Annotated in this window: 16 protein-coding genes and 3 tRNA genes; 10 read left to right on the forward strand and 9 right to left on the reverse strand. The window is 68.1% G+C overall.

The window, feature by feature from the left end; all coding sequences use genetic code 11:
* Window position 1 precedes the first annotated feature (1 nt).
* The 4 genes from ABZ386_RS01005 to ABZ386_RS01020 form a co-directional block, all read right to left on the reverse strand.
* Window positions 2-1,930, reverse strand: a complete 1,929-nt coding sequence (locus tag ABZ386_RS01005) for an ABC transporter ATP-binding protein (protein WP_358962796.1) — start codon at window positions 1,928-1,930, stop codon at window positions 2-4.
* Complete coding sequence (locus tag ABZ386_RS01010; RefSeq protein ID WP_355713745.1) at window positions 1,930-3,663, reverse strand: ABC transporter ATP-binding protein; 1,734 nt, start codon at window positions 3,661-3,663, stop codon at window positions 1,930-1,932. Before ABZ386_RS01010 ends, ABZ386_RS01005 begins: the two co-directional genes overlap by 1 nt.
* A 110-nt stretch (window positions 3,664-3,773) precedes the next feature.
* Entirely contained in the window at window positions 3,774-5,222 is a 1,449-nt protein-coding gene (locus ABZ386_RS01015) for an FGGY family carbohydrate kinase (protein ID WP_351332887.1), read from the reverse strand.
* Window positions 5,223-5,375: 153 nt separating this feature from the next.
* On the reverse strand, window positions 5,376-5,681 hold the full coding sequence (locus tag ABZ386_RS01020) for a YtxH domain-containing protein (RefSeq protein ID WP_351332884.1): 306 nt from the start codon (window positions 5,679-5,681) through the stop codon (window positions 5,376-5,378).
* A 158-nt stretch (window positions 5,682-5,839) separates the two neighbouring features.
* On the opposite strand from ABZ386_RS01020, the gene ABZ386_RS01025 reads away from it, so the two are divergent.
* The 3 genes from ABZ386_RS01025 (at window position 5,840) to ABZ386_RS01035 (ending at window position 6,245) form a co-directional block, all read left to right on the forward strand.
* Window positions 5,840-5,912: transfer RNA gene (locus ABZ386_RS01025), tRNA-Asn, on the forward strand.
* 5 nt (window positions 5,913-5,917) lie between these two features.
* Window positions 5,918-5,990, forward strand: a tRNA-Asn gene (locus ABZ386_RS01030).
* Between the two features lie 178 nt (window positions 5,991-6,168).
* A tRNA-Ile gene (locus ABZ386_RS01035) sits at window positions 6,169-6,245 on the forward strand.
* A gap of 148 nt (window positions 6,246-6,393) precedes the next feature.
* Here the strand turns inward: ABZ386_RS01035 and ABZ386_RS01040 are convergent.
* Complete coding sequence (locus tag ABZ386_RS01040; RefSeq protein WP_358962799.1) at window positions 6,394-8,265, reverse strand: tyrosine-type recombinase/integrase; 1,872 nt, start codon at window positions 8,263-8,265, stop codon at window positions 6,394-6,396.
* Window positions 8,266-8,418: 153 nt separating this feature from the next.
* Here ABZ386_RS01040 and ABZ386_RS01045 point away from each other — a divergent pair, with 153 nt between their 5' ends.
* Both ABZ386_RS01045 and ABZ386_RS01050 read left to right on the forward strand, forming a co-directional pair.
* Window positions 8,419-8,673, forward strand: coding sequence for a DNA-binding protein (locus ABZ386_RS01045; RefSeq protein ID WP_358962801.1), 255 nt, complete (start codon window positions 8,419-8,421; stop codon window positions 8,671-8,673).
* A gap of 119 nt (window positions 8,674-8,792) precedes the next feature.
* Window positions 8,793-9,773, forward strand: coding sequence for a recombinase family protein (locus ABZ386_RS01050; protein WP_358962803.1), 981 nt, complete (start codon window positions 8,793-8,795; stop codon window positions 9,771-9,773).
* Here the strand turns inward: ABZ386_RS01050 and ABZ386_RS01055 are convergent.
* Together ABZ386_RS01055 and ABZ386_RS01060 are read right to left on the reverse strand one after the other, a co-directional pair.
* A complete protein-coding gene (locus ABZ386_RS01055) occupies window positions 9,751-10,563 on the reverse strand; it encodes a hypothetical protein (RefSeq protein WP_358962806.1) in 813 nt (270 codons plus the stop codon). The two genes, ABZ386_RS01050 and ABZ386_RS01055, sit on opposite strands and share 23 nt — an antisense overlap.
* Before the next feature lie 6 nt (window positions 10,564-10,569).
* On the reverse strand, window positions 10,570-11,112 hold the full coding sequence (locus ABZ386_RS01060; protein WP_358962809.1) for a hypothetical protein: 543 nt from the start codon (window positions 11,110-11,112) through the stop codon (window positions 10,570-10,572).
* 241 nt (window positions 11,113-11,353) lie between these two features.
* Between ABZ386_RS01060 and ABZ386_RS01065 the strand changes: the two genes are divergently transcribed.
* From ABZ386_RS01065 to ABZ386_RS01080, 4 genes are all read left to right on the forward strand, one after another.
* The gene (locus ABZ386_RS01065) at window positions 11,354-11,527 is read left to right on the forward strand and encodes a hypothetical protein (protein ID WP_358962811.1); all 174 of its coding nucleotides are present in this window, start codon (window positions 11,354-11,356) and stop codon (window positions 11,525-11,527) included.
* A 510-nt stretch (window positions 11,528-12,037) separates the two neighbouring features.
* Complete coding sequence (locus tag ABZ386_RS01070; protein ID WP_358962814.1) at window positions 12,038-13,168, forward strand: ParB/RepB/Spo0J family partition protein; 1,131 nt, start codon at window positions 12,038-12,040, stop codon at window positions 13,166-13,168.
* Window positions 13,169-13,355: 187 nt separating this feature from the next.
* Window positions 13,356-13,676 (forward strand): hypothetical protein, encoded by a 321-nt coding sequence (locus ABZ386_RS01075; RefSeq protein WP_358962817.1) that lies wholly within the window; start codon window positions 13,356-13,358, stop codon window positions 13,674-13,676.
* Window positions 13,677-13,826: 150 nt separating this feature from the next.
* Window positions 13,827-14,228, forward strand: a complete 402-nt coding sequence (locus ABZ386_RS01080) for a hypothetical protein (protein ID WP_358962820.1) — start codon at window positions 13,827-13,829, stop codon at window positions 14,226-14,228.
* Window positions 14,229-14,767: 539 nt separating this feature from the next.
* Here ABZ386_RS01080 and ABZ386_RS01085 read toward each other — a convergent pair.
* Both ABZ386_RS01085 and ABZ386_RS01090 read right to left on the reverse strand, forming a co-directional pair.
* Window positions 14,768-15,517 carry a DUF4118 domain-containing protein gene (locus tag ABZ386_RS01085; RefSeq protein ID WP_358962822.1) on the reverse strand — a complete coding sequence of 250 codons (750 nt, stop codon included), beginning with the start codon at window positions 15,515-15,517 and terminating at the stop codon, window positions 14,768-14,770.
* Window positions 15,518-16,015: 498 nt separating this feature from the next.
* Window positions 16,016-16,189, reverse strand: a complete 174-nt coding sequence (locus ABZ386_RS01090) for a hypothetical protein (RefSeq protein ID WP_358962824.1) — start codon at window positions 16,187-16,189, stop codon at window positions 16,016-16,018.
* A gap of 325 nt (window positions 16,190-16,514) precedes the next feature.
* On the opposite strand from ABZ386_RS01090, the gene kdpF reads away from it, so the two are divergent.
* Window positions 16,515-16,604: a K(+)-transporting ATPase subunit F gene (gene kdpF / locus ABZ386_RS01095; protein ID WP_037965490.1), complete on the forward strand. Its 90-nt coding sequence runs from the start codon at window positions 16,515-16,517 to the stop codon at window positions 16,602-16,604.
* Window positions 16,605-16,611 lie beyond the last annotated feature (7 nt).

Genomic DNA, 16,611 nt, shown 5'->3' on the forward strand with positions numbered 1-16,611 from the left:
TTCAGTCCACCTCGGCCACCGCCTGCGCGAACTGCGCCTGGTACAGCCGCGCGTACGCCCCACCGGCCGCCAGCAACTCGCTGTGCGTGCCCTGCTCCACGATCGACCCGTTCTCCATGACGAGGATCGCGTCCGCGTCCCGGATGGTCGACAGGCGGTGCGCGATGACGAACGAGGTCCGCCCGTGCGCCAGCTTGGCCATCGCCTTCTGGATCAGCACCTCCGTGCGCGTGTCGACCGAACTCGTCGCCTCGTCCAGCACCAGGATCACCGGGTCGGACAGGAACGCCCGCGCGATGGTGATGAGCTGTTTCTCACCCGCGCTGACCCCGCTGCCCTCGTCGTCGATCACCGTGTCGTACCCGTCCGGCAGCGTCCGGATGAACCGGTCCGCGTGCGCGGCCCGGGCCGCCTCCTCGATCTCCCCGCGGGTCACCTTCCGGGACGCCCCGTACGCGATGTTCTCCGCGATGGTCCCGCCGAACAGCCAGGTGTCCTGCAGCACCATGCCGATGCCGGCCCGCAGCTCGTCCCGGGACATCCGGGCGATGTCGACCCCGTCGAGGGTGATGCGCCCGCCGGTGACGTCGTAGAACCGCATGAGCAGGTTGACCAGGGTCGTCTTGCCCGCGCCGGTCGGGCCGACGATGGCCACCGTCTGCCCGGGCTCGACCTTCAGCGACAGGTCCTCGATGAGCGGCTTGTCGGGGTCGTAGCGGAACGACACGTGCTCCAGCGCCACCTGCCCGCGCAGTTCCTCGGGCCGCACGCCCGGCACCGGGTCGGCGCTCTGCTCCTCCGCGTCGAGCAGTTCGAAGACCCGCTCCGCCGACGCCACACCCGACTGCACCAGGTTCGCCATGGACGCGACCTGCGTCAGCGGCATGGAGAACTGCCGCGAGTACTGGATGAAGGCCTGCACATCGCCGATGGACAGCGACCCGGAGGCGACCCGCAGCCCGCCGACGACCGCGACCAGCACGTAGTTGAGGTTCGACACGAACATCATCAGCGGCTGCATGACCCCGCTGTTGAACTGCGCCCGGAACCCCGCCTCGTACAGCGCCTCGTTCTGCTCGGCGAACTGCCGCGCCGACTCCTCCTGCCGCCCGAACACCTTCACCAGGGTGTGCCCGGTGTACATCTCCTCGATGTGCGCGTTCAGCTTGCCGGTCGTGCGCCACTGCTGCACGAAGTGCGGCTGCGACCGCTTGCCCACGCGCGTGGCGACGACGAACGACAGCGGCACGGTCACCAGCGCGACCAGCGCCAGGATCCAGGAGACGTAGAACATCATCGCGAGGACGCCGACGATGGTCAGCACCGAGTTGATGAGCTGCCCCATCGACTGCTGCAGTGTCTGCCCGATGTTGTCGATGTCGTTCGTCGCCCGGGACAGCACCTCACCGCGCTGCCGCTTGTCGAAGTAGGACAGCGGCAGCCGCGACAGCTTCGTCTGCACGTCCTCCCGCATCCGGAACATGGTGCGGTTCACGGCCCGGTTCACCAGCCGCGTCGCCACCGCCATCAGCAGCCCGGCCACCGTGAACACGCCCAGCGCGAGCAGCAGCACATGCCCGACGGCCGTGAAGTCGATGCCCTCACCCGGGGTGAAGTCGGTGCTGCGGAGCATGTCGGCGACCTCACCGTCCCCGCGCTGCCGCATCTGCTCCAGGACCTGCTCCTTGCTCGCCCCCTCGGGCATGCCCCGCCCGACGATCCCGGCGAAGACCAGGTCGGTCGCCTTGCCGAGGATCTTCGGCCCGACGACGTTGAGACCGACGCTGAGCACCACGCACAGCAGCAGCGCGTAGATGGTCACGCGCTCCGGCCGGAACTGCGCGACGAGCCGTTTGCCCGACCCCTTGAAGTCCAGCGAGCGCTGGTCGGGACCGCCCCCGGCCATCATCCGCCCCATGGGCCCCGCCATCAGGCAGCCTCCGCTTCCGTGAGCTGGGAGAGCACGATCTCCCGGTAGGTCTCGTTGTCCGCCATCAGCTCGTGGTGCCGGCCGGTGCCGACGACCCGGCCCTCGTCGAGGACGACGATCCGGTCGGCGTCCCGGATGGTCGCCACCCGCTGGGCGACGATCACCACGGTCGCCTCGGCGGTCTCCCGCGTGAGGGCGGCCCGCAGCGCGGCGTCCGTGGCGTAGTCGAGCGCGGAGAAGGAGTCGTCGAAGAGGTAGATCTCGGGCCGCTGCACCAGCGTCCGGGCGATCGCGAGCCGCTGCCGCTGCCCGCCGGAGACGTTCGTCCCGCCCTGCGCGATGGGCGCGTCCAGCCCGCCCTCCAGTCCCTGGACGAACTCCTTGGCCTGCGCCACCTCCAGCGCGTGCCACAGCTCCTCGTCGGTGGCGTCGGGATTGCCGTAGCGCAGGTTGGTCGCCACCGTCCCCGCGAACAGGTACGGCTTCTGCGGCACCAGCCCGACCGTCTTCGCGAGCAGCTGCGGGTCGATCTCCGCCACCTCGACCCCGTCGACGAGCACCTGCCCCTCGGTCGCGTCGAACAGCCGCGGGACCAGCCCGAGCAGCGTGGATTTGCCGCTGCCGGTCGAGCCGATCACGGCGGTCGTCTCACCCGGCCGGGCCACCAGGTCCACGGCCCGCAGCACCGGCTCCTCGGCACCCGGATAGCGGAAGCCCGCCCCCCGGATCTCCAGATGCCCGTGCCGGCGCAGCTCCCGCACCGGCGCCGACGGCGGCACGACGCTGGAGGAGGTGTCCAGCACCTCCTGGATGCGCTCGGCACACACCTCCGCACGCGGCACCATCATGAACATGAAGGTGGCCATCATCACGGACATGACGATCTGCATCAGATAGGCGAGGAACGCCGTCAGGTCACCGATCTGCATCCCGCCGCTGTCGATGCGGTGCGCGCCGAACCACACCACGGCGATCGACGACAGGTTCACCACCGTCATCACGATCGGGAACATCAGCGCGAGCAGATTGCCGGTGCCCAGCGCGAAGTCGGTGAGGTCGGTGTTGGCCTTCCGGAAGCGCTGCTGCTCGTACTCGTCCCGGACGAAGGCCCGGATCACCCGGTTGCCGGTGATCTGCTCGCGCAGCACCCGGTTCACCGCGTCCAGCCGCTCCTGCATGGAGCGGAACAGCGGCCGCAGCCGCCGCACGATCAGCGTCACGCAGATCCCCAGCACCGGCACGACCGCCACCAGCACCCCGGACAGCGGCACGTCGAGACCGAGCGCCAGCACGATGCCGCCCACGCACATGATCGGCGCCGACACCAGCAGCGTGAACGTCATCAGGGCCAGCATCTGCACCTGCTGGACGTCGTTCGTCGTCCGCGTGATCAGCGACGGCGCCCCGAAGTGTCCGACCTCACGCGCGGAGAACGACTGCACCCGGTCGAACACGGCACCGCGCACATCCCGCCCGAGCGCCGACGCCGTCCGCGCGCCGTAGTACACGGCCCCGATGTTGCACACGACCTGCACCAGCGAGATGCCGATCATCAGGCCGCCGTAGCCCATGATGTAGCCGGTGTCGCCGTTGACGACACCCTGGTCGATGATGTCCGCGTTCAGCGTGGGCAGGTAGAGCGTGGCGCAGGTCTGCAGGAACTGCAGCAGCACCAGCAGGGCGATGGGTCTCTTGTAGGGCCTGAGATAACGTCGCAGAAGTCGTATGAGCACGCTGCTTCTCTCGGAGTGGGCGAGGGGGCGGTTGGTTGCCCTTGGCCCCTATCGTCGAACACTCCACCGGCGTTACCTCAACCGAATTAACCCAACAGGCGGTCAAGCCCTCAGAAAGCCCCGGGATGGGTCTGCTCCCGCACCGACACGAACTGCTGCCGCACGGCCTGCCCCACCGCCAGCTCCTCCCCGGGCTCCAGCACCTGCGCGACCGCGCCCTGCCAGGCCGGCGGGGTCCGCGCGTCGAGCGTGCCCTGCGACGCCCCGAGCGCCCAGGCCGCCTGCCGGGCGGCGCCGATCGCCGCGTAGTCCGCGGGCTGCGGCACCACGACCTGCGTCCCGAACAGCGAGGGCGCCGCGGCCTGCACGGCGGGCAGCTCGGCGGCCGGTCCGAGCAGGAAGACCCGCCGCACCTCCACGCCCCGGCCGCGCAGCACGTCCAGCGCGTCCGCGAGCCCGCACAGCATGCCCTCGAACGCCGCCCGGGCCAGATGCTCCGGCTTCATCGACTCCCGCCGGAGCCCCGCCAGGGTCCCGGCGACATGCGGCAGGTTCGGCGTCCGCTCACCCTCCAGATAGGGCAGCAGCACCAGCCCGTGCGCCCCCGGCGTCGACTTCATCGCCAGGTCGGACAGGCTCTCCAGATCGGGCAGCCCCAGCAGCTCGGCGGCCCCGCGCAGGGTCCGTACGGCGTTCAGCGTGGTGACGACGGGCAGGTGCATGCCGGTCGCGTCGGCGAGCGCGGTGATCATCCCGGAGCCGTCGACCAGCGCCTCGGGGTGCACGGCCATCACCGACCCGGACGCGCCCAGCGAGACGACCGCGTCCCCGAGGCCGATGCCCAGCCCGAACGCCGCCGCCATGGTCTCGCCGGTCCCCACGGAGATCAGCAGCCCCTCCGGCGTCGTACCGGCGGCGTCCGCCGGGCCGATCACCTCCGGCAGCATCACCTGGTGGCCGAGCGCCAGCTCGACCAGGTCGGGCCGGTAGGCGCCGGTCGCCGCCGACCAGTACCCGGTGCCGGACGCTCCGCCCCGGTCGGTGGTCCTGCGGACCGGCCGGCCCAGCAGCTGCCACACCAGCCAGTCGTGCGCCTGCAGCAGGATCGCGGTGCGCTGCGCGTTCTCCGGCTCGGTCCGCGCCAGCCAGCGCAGCTTCGTCACCGGCTGCGCGGCCTGCGGCACACACCCCACGGCCTGCGCCCACGCCTCGCGCCCGCCGAGCGCGTCGACCAGATCGGCCGCCGCGACCTGCGTCCGCTTGTCCCCGCCGACCATCGCCGGCCGCACGGTGTTCCCCTGCGCGTCCAGCGGCACGACGGCGTTCTGCTGCGCCGAGACGCCGATCGCCTGCACGCCCTCCAGCAGCCCGCCGCCCGCGGCCTCGCCCAGGGACAGCAGCCAGGCCTGCGGGTCGACGTCGGACGGCCGGCCGCCGCCCTCGGGGCTCTCCACCGGATGCGGTGCATATCCCTGCCTGAGCACGGCTCCGGTGTCCGTGTCACAGACGACGATACGAGTGAAATCGGGTGAACTGTCCAACCCGGCGACTATCCCCATGGCCAAAATTCTGCCGTACCGCCGCGCCGGCTTGAGCCGTGGGCGCCGTGGGGGTGGGCCGCCGGGTTCTGGGTGCGGGTGCTTCGTGGCTGGTCGCGCAGTTCCCCGCGTCCCTGGGGGACCTGGGTGTGCTCGGCGCCTGGGAAGGAACTGTTACGTATTGCTCGTACCCCAGTCGTCCGCGCCGCCGTTGTGGGTGGCGCGCTCCCTGAGGTGGCGGACGCGCTCGGCGACCGAGTCCGGGACGCGGTCGCCGACCTTGTCGCTGACCACGTGGTAGGCCTTGCCCGCGATCTCACGGCCCTGGTGGGCCGCGGACTCCGCGGTGTTGCGGACGGCCGGGTTCTGTGCGAACTGCCGGGCCGACTTCTTCAGCTGCTCGTAGCGCTCGCGTCCGGCCCTCGTGCCCAGCACGTAACCCAGGACGACTCCGGCGACGAACGTGAGCCGGTAACGCATGGCGGCCACCCTTTCCTTGCGTAGGTCTCCGGTGGGGCGTCGGCGCCGGGGAGTACCGATTGGCGGAGCACCCCCCTGCTTGCGCTAATGTATGTGTCGCAGCGAGCGCGCGCCCCCTGGCGAATACCCAGGTAGGTACGTTCGATGCAACGAGACCTTCCTCGGTAGCTCAATTGGCAGAGCAGCCGGCTGTTAACCGGCAGGTTACTGGTTCGAGTCCAGTCCGGGGAGCTCGGTCCTCCGTAGCTCAATTGGCAGAGCAGCCGGCTGTTAACCGGCAGGTTACTGGTTCGAGTCCAGTCGGGGGAGCATGGTGAACGAGGACCCCTCAGGGGTCCTTTTTCATGTCCGGTGGAACCGTCCGGCCCGTGGCGGAGTCATCAAGGTCACGAACGCCGTGGCCGAGCCGACCATCCGAAGCAGGAGATCGTATGAGCGGCTATGCTGCGGCAGACGGCGCGCACACATGTACGCGACACGCCGCTATGGGGCGGTAGCTCAGCCGGTTAGAGCAGCGGACTCATAATCCGTCGGCCGTGGGTTCGAGTCCCACCCGCCCCACCACCCAGTGGTCACGCAGAAACGATGTGACCTGCGGAAACGCGAGAACGGTGGGCGCCACACCGAGGCGGCGACCACCGTTCACCCACCCAGATCAAGATCCAGGGACCCTACAGGGACCCGGAGGGCGCCACTCGGATCCCTCAGGTGCCTAGGCCGCCTCATCGGACGGCTCCTGGTCCTGCTCGCTGGCTTCCAGTAGGACGCGGGCCAGGCTTTCGAGGCCCATCTCGGTCTCGCCGTCGATGACGAAGCGGGCAAGGTGTCGGCGCCGCCCGAGCTCCGGCAGATGCGCCGTGATCTTGTCCGCCGACAAGATCCTTAGACCGGCCTCCTTGCAGTAGTCGCGTACCCACTGGATCACGGCCAGGGTCGCGTTCTCCTGGCTGGCGGCGGCCGTCTTGATCCTGCCGAGTGAGCGGCCGTCGTGCCGTGCCTTCACACTGACGGTCCAGATGTCGTCGCGGCTCCGGGCGGCCTCGGCGTAGACAACGGCCATCCCGTTGCTGAAGAGCTTCTGAGGCAGAGCGAGCGGCCGGAGCACGTCGTAGGAGACGCTGCGCGGGATCACGGACGTCATGGACTCGGCCTCGCGTCGTGCGAGCTGGGGCATGACGCTGGTGTAGGTGTCCGAGGTGATCTGGCGCGAGCTGTGCCCAAGCCGCTCCTGGACCACCTTGATGTCGTTGCCCTGGAGCAGCGAGAGACTGGCCGAGATGTGCCGGAGATCATGAAGCCGGACCGGGGGTAGGCCGGACAGCTCCACCAGGCGCTTGAAGCGCCGACTCACCCAGTCGGGGTGGAGAGGTTCGCCGTTCTCGTGGGTGAAGAAGCGGTCCGACTCGACCCAAGCGCCTGCGGCGGACCACTCTTCGCGCGCCTTCGCCCGCCGGGCTCGTCCCTGCGCCAGGACTTCGGCCGACTCCTCGCTCAGGTTCAGAGTGCGGACGCTGTCGGCCTTGGGTGCTTCGCCGTACAGCCGGTAGGCCACCTCTACGATCTGGGCCGAGATGCGTAGCCAGAGACCGGCCAGGTTGACCTCGTGCACCGGGAGCGCGCACATCTCGCCCCGGCGAGGACCGAGGAAGATGAAGGAGTGCCACAGGTCGTACAACCAGTCGTCCCGGACGAAGTCCAGGAAGGCGCCGGTCTGCTCGGGCGTCCAGATCATGACGGGGCCCGGCTTCTCGCCGGTTCGCTTCCAGTGCTCGACGCGTTCGGGCGTCCACACCAGTGGCTTGGGACGCGTGACCGCCGGCAGTTCGACCAGCCGGGCCCAGTTCCTGCTGAACGCATCCTCGCGCTTCATCCCCCAGGTGATGGCGGAGCTGAGGGTGTCGTTGATGCGGTGCATGGTCGCGGCGGACGTGACCTTCCGCAGGCCCCTTCGGCCCTCTCGCAGGGCGGCGTTGGCGTCGAGGTATGCCCGCCGGGTACGGCGGCGTTCCTCCTTCTTCCCTGCGGCGCGGACCCAGCACTGGTGGGCGGCATCGCGGGCCTTGGTCAGTTCCTCGACCCGTAGGCGGTGGAGTATCCGCTCAGCGTTCTCGCGCTCGATGGCGTTGTACATGGCGTCGAGGTGGCGGACGCGGAGGTCTCGGCGCTTGATGTGGCCGAGGTGCGGCACCAGATAGTTGTCGATGTGCTCCTGGTAGCCGTGCCGGGTGGTGCGGGCCAGCTTCTTCTTCGCGTCGATCCAGCGCCGCAGATACTCGGCCATGGTCTCGGTCGACAGGACGTCGGCGCCGCCGACCACCTCTTTGTAGAACTGCTCGGCCGCCGCCTCGGCCTTCTCCCTGGTGGGGAAGCCGCCGCGCTTGGGGCGGCGCCGCTTGCCGTTCTCGCCGCGTTCGAGCTCCAGGGAGAAGTACCACGTACCGTGGCCCTTCCGTCCGAGCTTCGGGCACGTCAGCCCGATGTCCCCGATCTTCGGCGTGCCGTCGGCGTTCAGTATGGGGTTGCCGTTCTTGTCGGTGAGCGGCCCCTTGCACTGGCATCGCCGGTAGAAGTTCGGCGAGTACATCCAACCCCCTGCCGTTGGCTGGCCCGTAGCCAGCCCGGTCGTGCGTACGTGTCCGTACGTGTCTGGCGTGATCTCTCTTGATCTTGCTGGGGGTGTCGGACAGCGTTGTAAAGTTGCTGACGAGTTGGCGCGGGGGAGATTGCGACCAACGAGATGACTGCTCAGGAAGCCGGCGGCCAGGCATCGGTCGGAGTGATGGGGCTTGAGGAGCTGCTGTCGCTTCCGGCCACCGTCAACGTGACGACCGCCGGCCGTGCTTTGGGTATTGGCCGTGATAAGGCGTATGAGTTGATCCGGAGTGGGGCCTTCCCGGTTCGGACGCTTGTGTTGGGTGGGACGACTCGCGTGCCGACGGCGGAGCTGTGGAAGGTTCTGGGGGTCGAGGGTCTGGCGTCCGGGCATGCGTGATGTGCGGGGTAGCTGGTTCATACGCGCAAGAAGCGTGATGAATTTGCAAAAGGGTGACCTATCTGCCACTAGAGTGGCCCATGTCAGGGGGTCGGTTGTGAGGGCGAGGAGTCCAGGAGATGCCGCGGCTGTTCGGGTTCGAGGACATGGCCTTTCGGCGTGTGCGCGAGAGCGAGGCGGAAGGGATCAGGGGAGCTGCCTCCCGGCGCCTGTTGAAGCAGAGCTTCGAGGCCATGTGCGACTGGATCAACGCCGAGGGCTACCGCACGACGCAGGGCAACCTGTTCAGGCCGGCCACTCTCGCAAACGTCCTGTACCACCCGGCGATTGCCGGCCTGATGGAGGACGAGAACGGGAACCTGGTGGACTCCGGCGGCCCGCGGCTCATCCCTGTTGAAGACTTCTTGGCCATCCGTGCCATGCGCTCTTCCAGCGACGCTGACACCCAGCGGGAACCCGCTCGTGAGTACTTGGTCACCGGTCCGCTGGGTGTCTGCGGCCTGTGCGGGTGCACTCTGGGGGCTTCGCCGTCGAACTCGGGCAGCCGCGGCCACCGCTGCATGCCGAGCACAGCCCAGCACCCCGGGGGGTGTGGCAAGGTCCGCATCAACGCCGACTTGCTTGAGGCGTACGTCGCCGAACACGTCCTGGCGGAGCTGGCCAAGCCGGAGGTGGCTGCGCTGATCGGCGAGGTGCGGGAGGAACTGCTTGCCGAGGCCGAGAAGCTGCGCAAGGAGGCTGCCGACGCCCGCCGCAGGCAGAAGGAACTCGGCGAGAGCTACGGCACGGTCCAGGACCTGTCACTCAAGGCGTTCAAGGCGGCCGACAAGAAACTGGCCGAGCTGATCCGGGAGAAGTCCACGCAGGCCCGCTTCCTGGAGCAGGTCAAGCACGTCCCCGTGGGCGACGTCCCCGATCTGGTCCGGTGGTGGAAGCACGCTCCGATGGTCGCGAAGAGGGGTCTCCTCGTCCTCCTCCTGGAGCAGATCGCCGTGTACCCGGCCGCGTCCAGGGGCTCGCGTACCGTGGACGCGGACCGGGTGGCCTTGAAGTGGCGCTCGTGGGACACGGCGTCTTCTACGGAAGCGCAATCCGCCTGACGGTGCTGTCCCTGACGGCCCGGCCCGTTACTGGCTGGTCGTGCGGCAGGAGGATCCGCTGCGCGATCGTGGGCAGTGTGAGCCCTGCGGTGACAAAAAGTGCCGCCAGGGCACCCGTGATGGGCACAACGCGTGTCTCTACGGCGGCGGGCCAGGACTGCCCCACGAGGTGGGCGATGACGGCTCCGGTGCGGGCGAGGGAGTAGACCAGGCCGAGCAGGGCTCCGAGGGTGGTGACTGCGAGACCGGCAGCGGCAACGCGCCAGCGTGGCCAGGTGGCGCGGGCCAGCAGGGCGTACTGGAGGCTGACCGCGACGGCCATGACGTCCAGGAAGCCAAGGTGCGTCAGAACGAAGGCGGCCTCCGTTCTACTGCTCACGGATGCGGAGAAGAGTTCTGCCGATGAGGCTTGGACGGAGCGGAACTCCCAGACCTGCACGGCCATGACACAGCCGAAGAAGCAGATGCAGCTCACAATGGCTCTGCGGATACGGGCGGTTGGGTACGTCCAGTACACCGTCACGAGGTGCATGCTGAGCACGGTCAGGCCGCTCGCAAGGTTGAAGAAGAAGGTGCCCATTCCGTCTTGCCGGGTCAGTTCGTCCACAGCCGTGGCAACGGGGGGAACCAGCAAGAACGCACAGGTGAAGGCGCTCGTGAACAGCACTACGCGGGCGCGGCGGGCCATGTGGAAGGGCTCCTGGCGCCGGGGCTGGGGAGCGTAGGCGAGGTAGGCGGCTGTGGCGAGCGCGATGAGCAGGGCACTCGCGCTGAAGAGGGGGGTGTCCAAGGGAGTTCAGCGTCCTTCCAGGTCGGCCGCTGCCCTCTCAGCGGCTTCTCTCAGGCTCAGTCGGCGACGCGGACGGCCTTCACGGGGTTGGTCGACGCCAGGAGGAGGAGGGGGGATCGCTGGCACGTCTTCGGGGAGACCCGCGTCCAAGCGCATCTTCCTGAGCATCGAAACGATTGCAGCAATGTCCTGCACATCGAGGCCCTGCATTAATCGCAGCGCCTCGCGCACCTCGGGACGGTCCCGGTACACGGTGAGCGCGGTGAGGTCATCCCATTCCGGCCCGGGAAGCAGGAAGGCAGCGGGGACGTCGAGTGCCTGAGCGAGTGCGGTGACGGTGGACGTCCGGGGGTTGCTGCTGGAGCCGTTGAGCAGGCTGTTGACCTGGCCATGAGAGAGGCCGGGTTTGCGCTGTCCGGGTGTTGACGTTGCCTCTGCAATGTCCCGGGCGCTGGGGGTGAACCCGTCCGGGTCACGGCGCAGGCGCAGCAAGGTGAGCAACTTCGCGCCCAGACCCATGGGTTCGGGCGCATCCGCAGTATCTGCCATCTCCCCCATCCTTGTCCTGACATATGCTCCCGGCATGGTAACTACCCAGTAGGAGCTGCGTCTTCCACAATACCTAGCAGCTCGGACGGGTTATAAGGTTTGTCGGACAGTTTCCCGATGGGTGCAGGCCGGCGAGCGGGGCGCCGCTGCACTCCGCGTCCGCCCTCCAGGGCCGACGTGCCGGGAGAGGGTGCATCTGGCGGGCGATGGCGGCGCGCACGCCGTTCACGGGAGGAATCGCATGTGCGAGGTTGACGAGCGGCGGATCAAGGAGTTGGCGAAGCTGCCCCCGCGGGTGCTGCTCGGCACCGACCGGTCGGCGGCCCGCAAAGAGGCGCGCAAGGTTGTGGAGTCCTTGGGTCTCATTCGCGCCGAGGGCCAGGGGTCAGGTCGCAGGGAAGGCGAGAACGGGTGAGACTGCCAGACCGCACCGCACCGCACCGCACCGCACCGCACCGCACCGCATCGTCATGGGCATTGAGATAGGTGACTCTTTTGATGAAGTGATGTATGTTCTAAGGCGCCGGGCGGGTGCAGCAGCCGCAGGATCCCGCCTGGGTGGCGTCGCGTGAGCGACGCCCTTCCCTACTCCTCGCGGGCGGCCGACCCCCCGCGCCCCGCCCGCGAGGAGTCGGCCGTGTCGGTGCGGTCGATGGGGTGCGTGATGAGAGCGGAGCCCGCCATGGCCGTGAGGTCGTGGCGGGCTCGCCTCATTTCCAGCGCGCGGCACGAGGTCGAGGTCGCCCCGGCGGGCCTGACACCTCCCCCTCTCTGGGGATTTGAGCCGCAACACCCGGAATTGAATTCCGGAAATTAAAAGGAATTCCCACTTGCTTTAGAGGTGCATGCGATTAAGATATAAGTGTAAGAAATCAACGGGAAAGCGAAAGTGAAGTTTTCCCAAGAATTAAGGAAGGCGCGGGAAATGTTTGCTAACCTCAAGCTCTCGGAGATCGCCCGGAACCCGGAGCAGCCCCGCAAGTTCTTCGACAAGGTGAAGCTCGAAGAACTGAAGGGAAGCATCAAGGAGAACGGCCTTCTTCAGCCGATCGTCGTCCGCCCGGTCGAGGGGGGCGAGGCGCCCTACATGCTGATCGCGGGCGAGCGCCGCTGGATCTCCTGCAAGGCGCTCGGCATGGACGTGATCCCGGCCATGATCATCAAGAACACGGACGAAGAAGACGCGTACGTCAAGGGCATCGCCGAGAACGTCGGTCGCGCCGACATGACCATCATGGAAGAGGCCGGTGCGTACGCCGACCTCAAGGCGGCCGGCTGGTCCCCGGCCAAGATCGCCAAGCAGTTCGGCAAGACCGAGACCCACATCACCTGGCGCCTCGGCCTGCTCACCCTGCGCCCGGAGGTCGCCGAGATGGTCGACAAGGGCCAGATCAAGAACAACCTGGCCTGGCACATCGCCCAGCTCAACCCCGCCAACCAGATGGTCGCGGCCATGCGGTACGTGCGCGGCGACTTCGACTCCGAGGCGGAGGCGCAGCACTTCGCCAACGGGCTCAAGCTGATGGAGAAGCAGACCTCCTTGACCGGCGAGGAGTCGCCCACCGAGGAGGAGACCCAGAAGCGCAAGGCGGCCAAGGCCAAGGCGAAGGACGGCCTGGGCAAGGCGGAGGAAGTCCTGATCCCGCTGCTGGAGGAGCTGGCCGAGAAGAAGCCGGAGGACCTGGCCGTCATCCTCGGTGACGACCTCGCCCGTCACCTGCGGGTTGTCGGCCGCCTGTACGCCAAGATCCAGATGGTGCGGAACCTGCTGAGCAAGGCCCAGGGCGTGCAGCGGGCGATGGCCGAGGAGTTCAACAAGGCGGCGGTCGAGGTCCAGCAGGAGGCGGCGGCTGCGAAGGCCGAGGTGGAAGCCGAGAAGCCGGTCGAGCCGAAGGCGGTCGAGAAGCCGGAGGTGAAGGCGGCGGCCAAGCAGCAGCCCCCGGCGAAGAAGGCGGCGGCCAAGCCCGCTCCGAAGCCTGCGGCGCGCACCGCCACGGGCGCCAAGGCCCCGGTGCGCCGGACGGCCGCCAAGAAGGCCGAAGCGGCGGCGAAGTAGAGCAGGTGGGGCGCGGCGGCGGCCGCGCCCCACCTCTCTCCAGGTGTTGCAGAGTGGGCGCGGCCGGGAGTCCGGCGGCGCCCACTTCAATTTGAATTCCCTTTCGCTTTCCATGTTAATGGAGCTGTGTATGTCATAAAATATAAGCACGGAAAGGGAAATTCTCTTTGAGGTTGGGGATTGGGGAATGATGAACGATGTGAAACTGGACTCTGTTAGCATCTGGCAGGTCAGGTCGGAGTGTGTGGACTGGGGGAGTAAGTCGGCCTCCCCTGCGATCCGGGAGCTTGCGGATCACCTCTCCTTCCTCCTGGCGGAGTCGCGTGAGCTTGTTCCCGGCCCGGCTTCGGAAATGATCGCCGAAGTGGAAGAGACCACGGCCTCCCAGTTCTCCAATGAGACCAACAGGGTCCTCCGCCTCACGGCCAACTGTGCAGGCGGGCCAGTGGAATTCGATATCGTCATTCAACTGGCAGCCCCGACCTCCTTCGTCTTCTCGGACGAGTAAGAGGATCGGCCCGGGTCCGCAGGGAGCGTCCTCCCTGCGGACCCGGTGTCGTTCGGGCCCGCTCCCAGAGGCGAGCGGGCGCCGGCAACGCCCTGGCCGTCGGCGGCATGCCTGTGGCCGGGGTGATCAGCAGTAAGGAAGGAAGCAAGCGTGCTCACCCTGTTCACCAACCGATTCCAGGCGTTCCAGTCCCCGCAAGGGGTCCCAGTTCGCATCACCCTGGGCGGTGTTCGCTTCAAGCTCCCCTACTCCCTCACCCACTCGGTGCGGGAGCTCGCGCCGCGTCGTGACTACCTCTATGCGCCCGAGCCTGAGTTCAATGCGGCCTACCGGGCCGACCTCGACCAGCTCGGCCCCGAGCGGATCGCCGCGCGGCTTCGGCAGATCGCGCAGGCCGAGGGTGATCACCGCCTGGTTCTGCTCTGCTTCGAGGATCTGGCCAAGCCTGGCCTGTGGTGCCACCGCCGCGTGTTCGCCGCCTGGTGGAAGAACGTCACGGGGGACGATGTGCGTGAGCTGTCCCCAATGAATCAGCAGGGCACCTTGATCTGAGTGTCGGAATCGCACCCAAAGGTAGATGTCATGATTCATAGGGTATGCCTGCTCCTTGTGTAAGGTTCCAGCTCAGCGCCCGGCCCCGGCACTCGCCGAGGCCGGGCGTTGTCGTTCGTGCAGGAGGCGAGAGATGATCCAGACGCCATTCCGGCCCATGCGCTCCATCGCGCGGGAAACCGCAGGCAGTTGGATGTATGGAGCGCGCATGCTGGGTGCTGCCCGCGACCTCCGAGAGGAGGTGTGCCGCATCACCGGATGATGCCGTGCGCCGGGTGGCGCAGCCGTGCGTCCATACCACACGTCGTGTCCCACGCAGGTCGTGTCGCTTTCGGGGCCGACGGGCGAGTGGTGCGTTTCGCGTTCGCAGGAGACCCTCCGTGTCGCATTCGGGCGCTCCCAGAACTCGCCAGTGTGTACAACGCCACAGTCCCTTCAGCGCGGTCACTGGTCAACGCCGAGTCGAGCGAGTGCCCTGGCCCAGCCAGGACATGGCCCTCGCACCATGGCGCACCGTGCCGAGCGCCTGACCCGCCGGGTCAGCGGTCGAGCACCGGACCCGCTGTGTCCAGCGCCGCACCGACGTGGTCGGCCAGGCTGATGGCGACCAGACGGGTCTGCACGGGCGGCACTGCGGCGCCGGGCTCGGGCAGCAGCATGAACCGGCCGAGGTATCGGCCGCCTACCGAGGCACGCAGTTCGATCTCCTCGCCGGGCCAGCCGCCCCTGTCCAGGTTCCAGTGGGCCCGGCCGGCGGCCAGCGAGCCGTCCTGTTCCAGGCGGGGATGTCGGCCGAGCAAGGTCCCGTGCTCGAAGCGGCAGCCGCGCAGACCCAGGATCTCGATGAGCTGCTGCCGCACCTGATCCACGACGGCGTAAGGCGAGGCTCCGGCCTGGACCAGACGGGCGGTTTCGTGGATGCGTGCCAGGTGTGCCGCACCAGTGATGGTGACCAGCTTCAACGTGCGGGCGTGCGCGGCCAGTTGGGAGACCGCTACGCCCACCGCGAGCAGCAGGAGCGTGGTGACGATGTCGTCGCCGTCGGAGATGGTGAAGTGCTGGTAGGGACGGGTGAGGAAGAAGTCGAACCATGCCGCCGCCGACAGCGCGGCCACCGCCCCGGCGGTGCGGCTGCCCAGGGCGGCGACCGCCACAACGACCACGACCAGGATGAGCGCCAGGTTCGCGGACGACACGTGGGGACGGATCGGTACCAGGGCGAGCGCCACCAAGAGCGGGGCGAGCAGGGCCGACGTCAGGGCGATCCGGTCACGCAGCACATTCGGCATGGTCCACCACCTCGTGGTAGCGGTCAGCGGCCCCTTGCCCAGAATGCCGCCCGTACGGGGGTCGACGCGGCACGGTGGTCGACAGGGCAAGAATCCCGCTGCCGCCCCTGCTCGGCCACATCCGCTGCGCCGCTTTGATGTATTCCTGACGCCGTGCACCAGCTAGTCGGTGCCCCTGCGTGTCAGCCGCAACCCCATACAGCACCGCCGGTTCCCAGCGCAGCGAGTGCGCCCGTCACACCCACGCGCATAGGAGCCAGGCTTCGACGATGTCGCTGCAGTGCTGCAGAGGGTTGCGGCGCCACCGCCGCGTGCGAAGTGGCGCAGCCGCAGGTCAGCACGTTCACCCCCACGGTGGCCAGTATGACGATCAGCCCGTGGTGACTGCCGGAAGGTGATGGGCTAGCGGGCCCGTTCGTCGATGCCCAGGGCGACCACGTCGGCGCCGGCGCCCGATCGAGGTACGTGGCCGAAGGCGGACAACCGCCGACCGCTCTGTCAAGGCCGGAAGAACATCTCCATCAGGCCGGCGACGATCAGGAACCATGCCGCGATCCAGAGCAGCCACACCGTCTCGGTGACCACCCCGACGGCTCCCAGGCCCACAACGATCAGAAGCAGGGTGTATTCGATGCGCCGGATGCTGCGGTACGGGTCTTCAGGACCGGTCATTCCGCCGCCTCCCTCAGCGTCGAAGGGCTCAATGACGGCATCAGCCGCCTACGGCGGCGGTCGCAGACCCGTCATCGGGAGACACTCTAGGAACTGTTTCGGCAGGGTCGGGCGCAACCGCGTTAGGGACGCGTCAAGAAGGGCGCTGGGGGCGTCAGGACGGTGTCAACGACGGGTGAATCGGTGTTGCGGCGGGGTTTCCTCTACAGGTCCGCTGATTTCCGAATCTCGTCTAGGAGCTCGCGATGGCCGATGTGGCCTTCGTACTCGCCACCGTCGCGGTGTTCGCGCTGGTGGCTCTCATCGCCCGGGGGGTGGGTCGGCTGTGACCGCCGAGAACATCGTCGGGCTGGTCGTGGCCGTGGCCCTGCTGGGCTATCTGGTCATCGCGCTGGTCTTCCCGGAGAGGTTCTGAGCACCGC

Source organism: Streptomyces sp. NPDC006140, from assembly GCF_040628815.1.
Classification (GTDB): domain Bacteria; phylum Actinomycetota; class Actinomycetes; order Streptomycetales; family Streptomycetaceae; genus Streptomyces.

Excerpts from the sequence above, each read along its gene's own strand:
- ABZ386_RS01050 (WP_358962803.1), top strand. The coding sequence starts at position 8,793 with ATGCCGCGGCTGTTCGGGTTCGAGGACATGGCCTTTCGGCGTGTGCGC.
- ABZ386_RS01005 (WP_358962796.1), bottom strand. The coding sequence starts at position 1,930 with ATGGCGGGGCCCATGGGGCGGATGATGGCCGGGGGCGGTCCCGACCAG.
- ABZ386_RS01065 (WP_358962811.1), top strand. The coding sequence starts at position 11,354 with ATGTGCGAGGTTGACGAGCGGCGGATCAAGGAGTTGGCGAAGCTGCCC.
- ABZ386_RS01015 (WP_351332887.1), bottom strand. The coding sequence starts at position 5,222 with ATGGGGATAGTCGCCGGGTTGGACAGTTCACCCGATTTCACTCGTATC.
- ABZ386_RS01040 (WP_358962799.1), bottom strand. The coding sequence starts at position 8,265 with ATGTACTCGCCGAACTTCTACCGGCGATGCCAGTGCAAGGGGCCGCTC.
- ABZ386_RS01090 (WP_358962824.1), bottom strand. The coding sequence starts at position 16,189 with ATGACCGGTCCTGAAGACCCGTACCGCAGCATCCGGCGCATCGAATAC.
- ABZ386_RS01070 (WP_358962814.1), top strand. The coding sequence starts at position 12,038 with ATGTTTGCTAACCTCAAGCTCTCGGAGATCGCCCGGAACCCGGAGCAG.
- ABZ386_RS01085 (WP_358962822.1), bottom strand. The coding sequence starts at position 15,517 with ATGCCGAATGTGCTGCGTGACCGGATCGCCCTGACGTCGGCCCTGCTC.
- ABZ386_RS01020 (WP_351332884.1), bottom strand. The coding sequence starts at position 5,681 with ATGCGTTACCGGCTCACGTTCGTCGCCGGAGTCGTCCTGGGTTACGTG.
- ABZ386_RS01075 (WP_358962817.1), top strand. The coding sequence starts at position 13,356 with ATGATGAACGATGTGAAACTGGACTCTGTTAGCATCTGGCAGGTCAGG.
- ABZ386_RS01060 (WP_358962809.1), bottom strand. The coding sequence starts at position 11,112 with ATGGCAGATACTGCGGATGCGCCCGAACCCATGGGTCTGGGCGCGAAG.
- ABZ386_RS01045 (WP_358962801.1), top strand. The coding sequence starts at position 8,419 with ATGACTGCTCAGGAAGCCGGCGGCCAGGCATCGGTCGGAGTGATGGGG.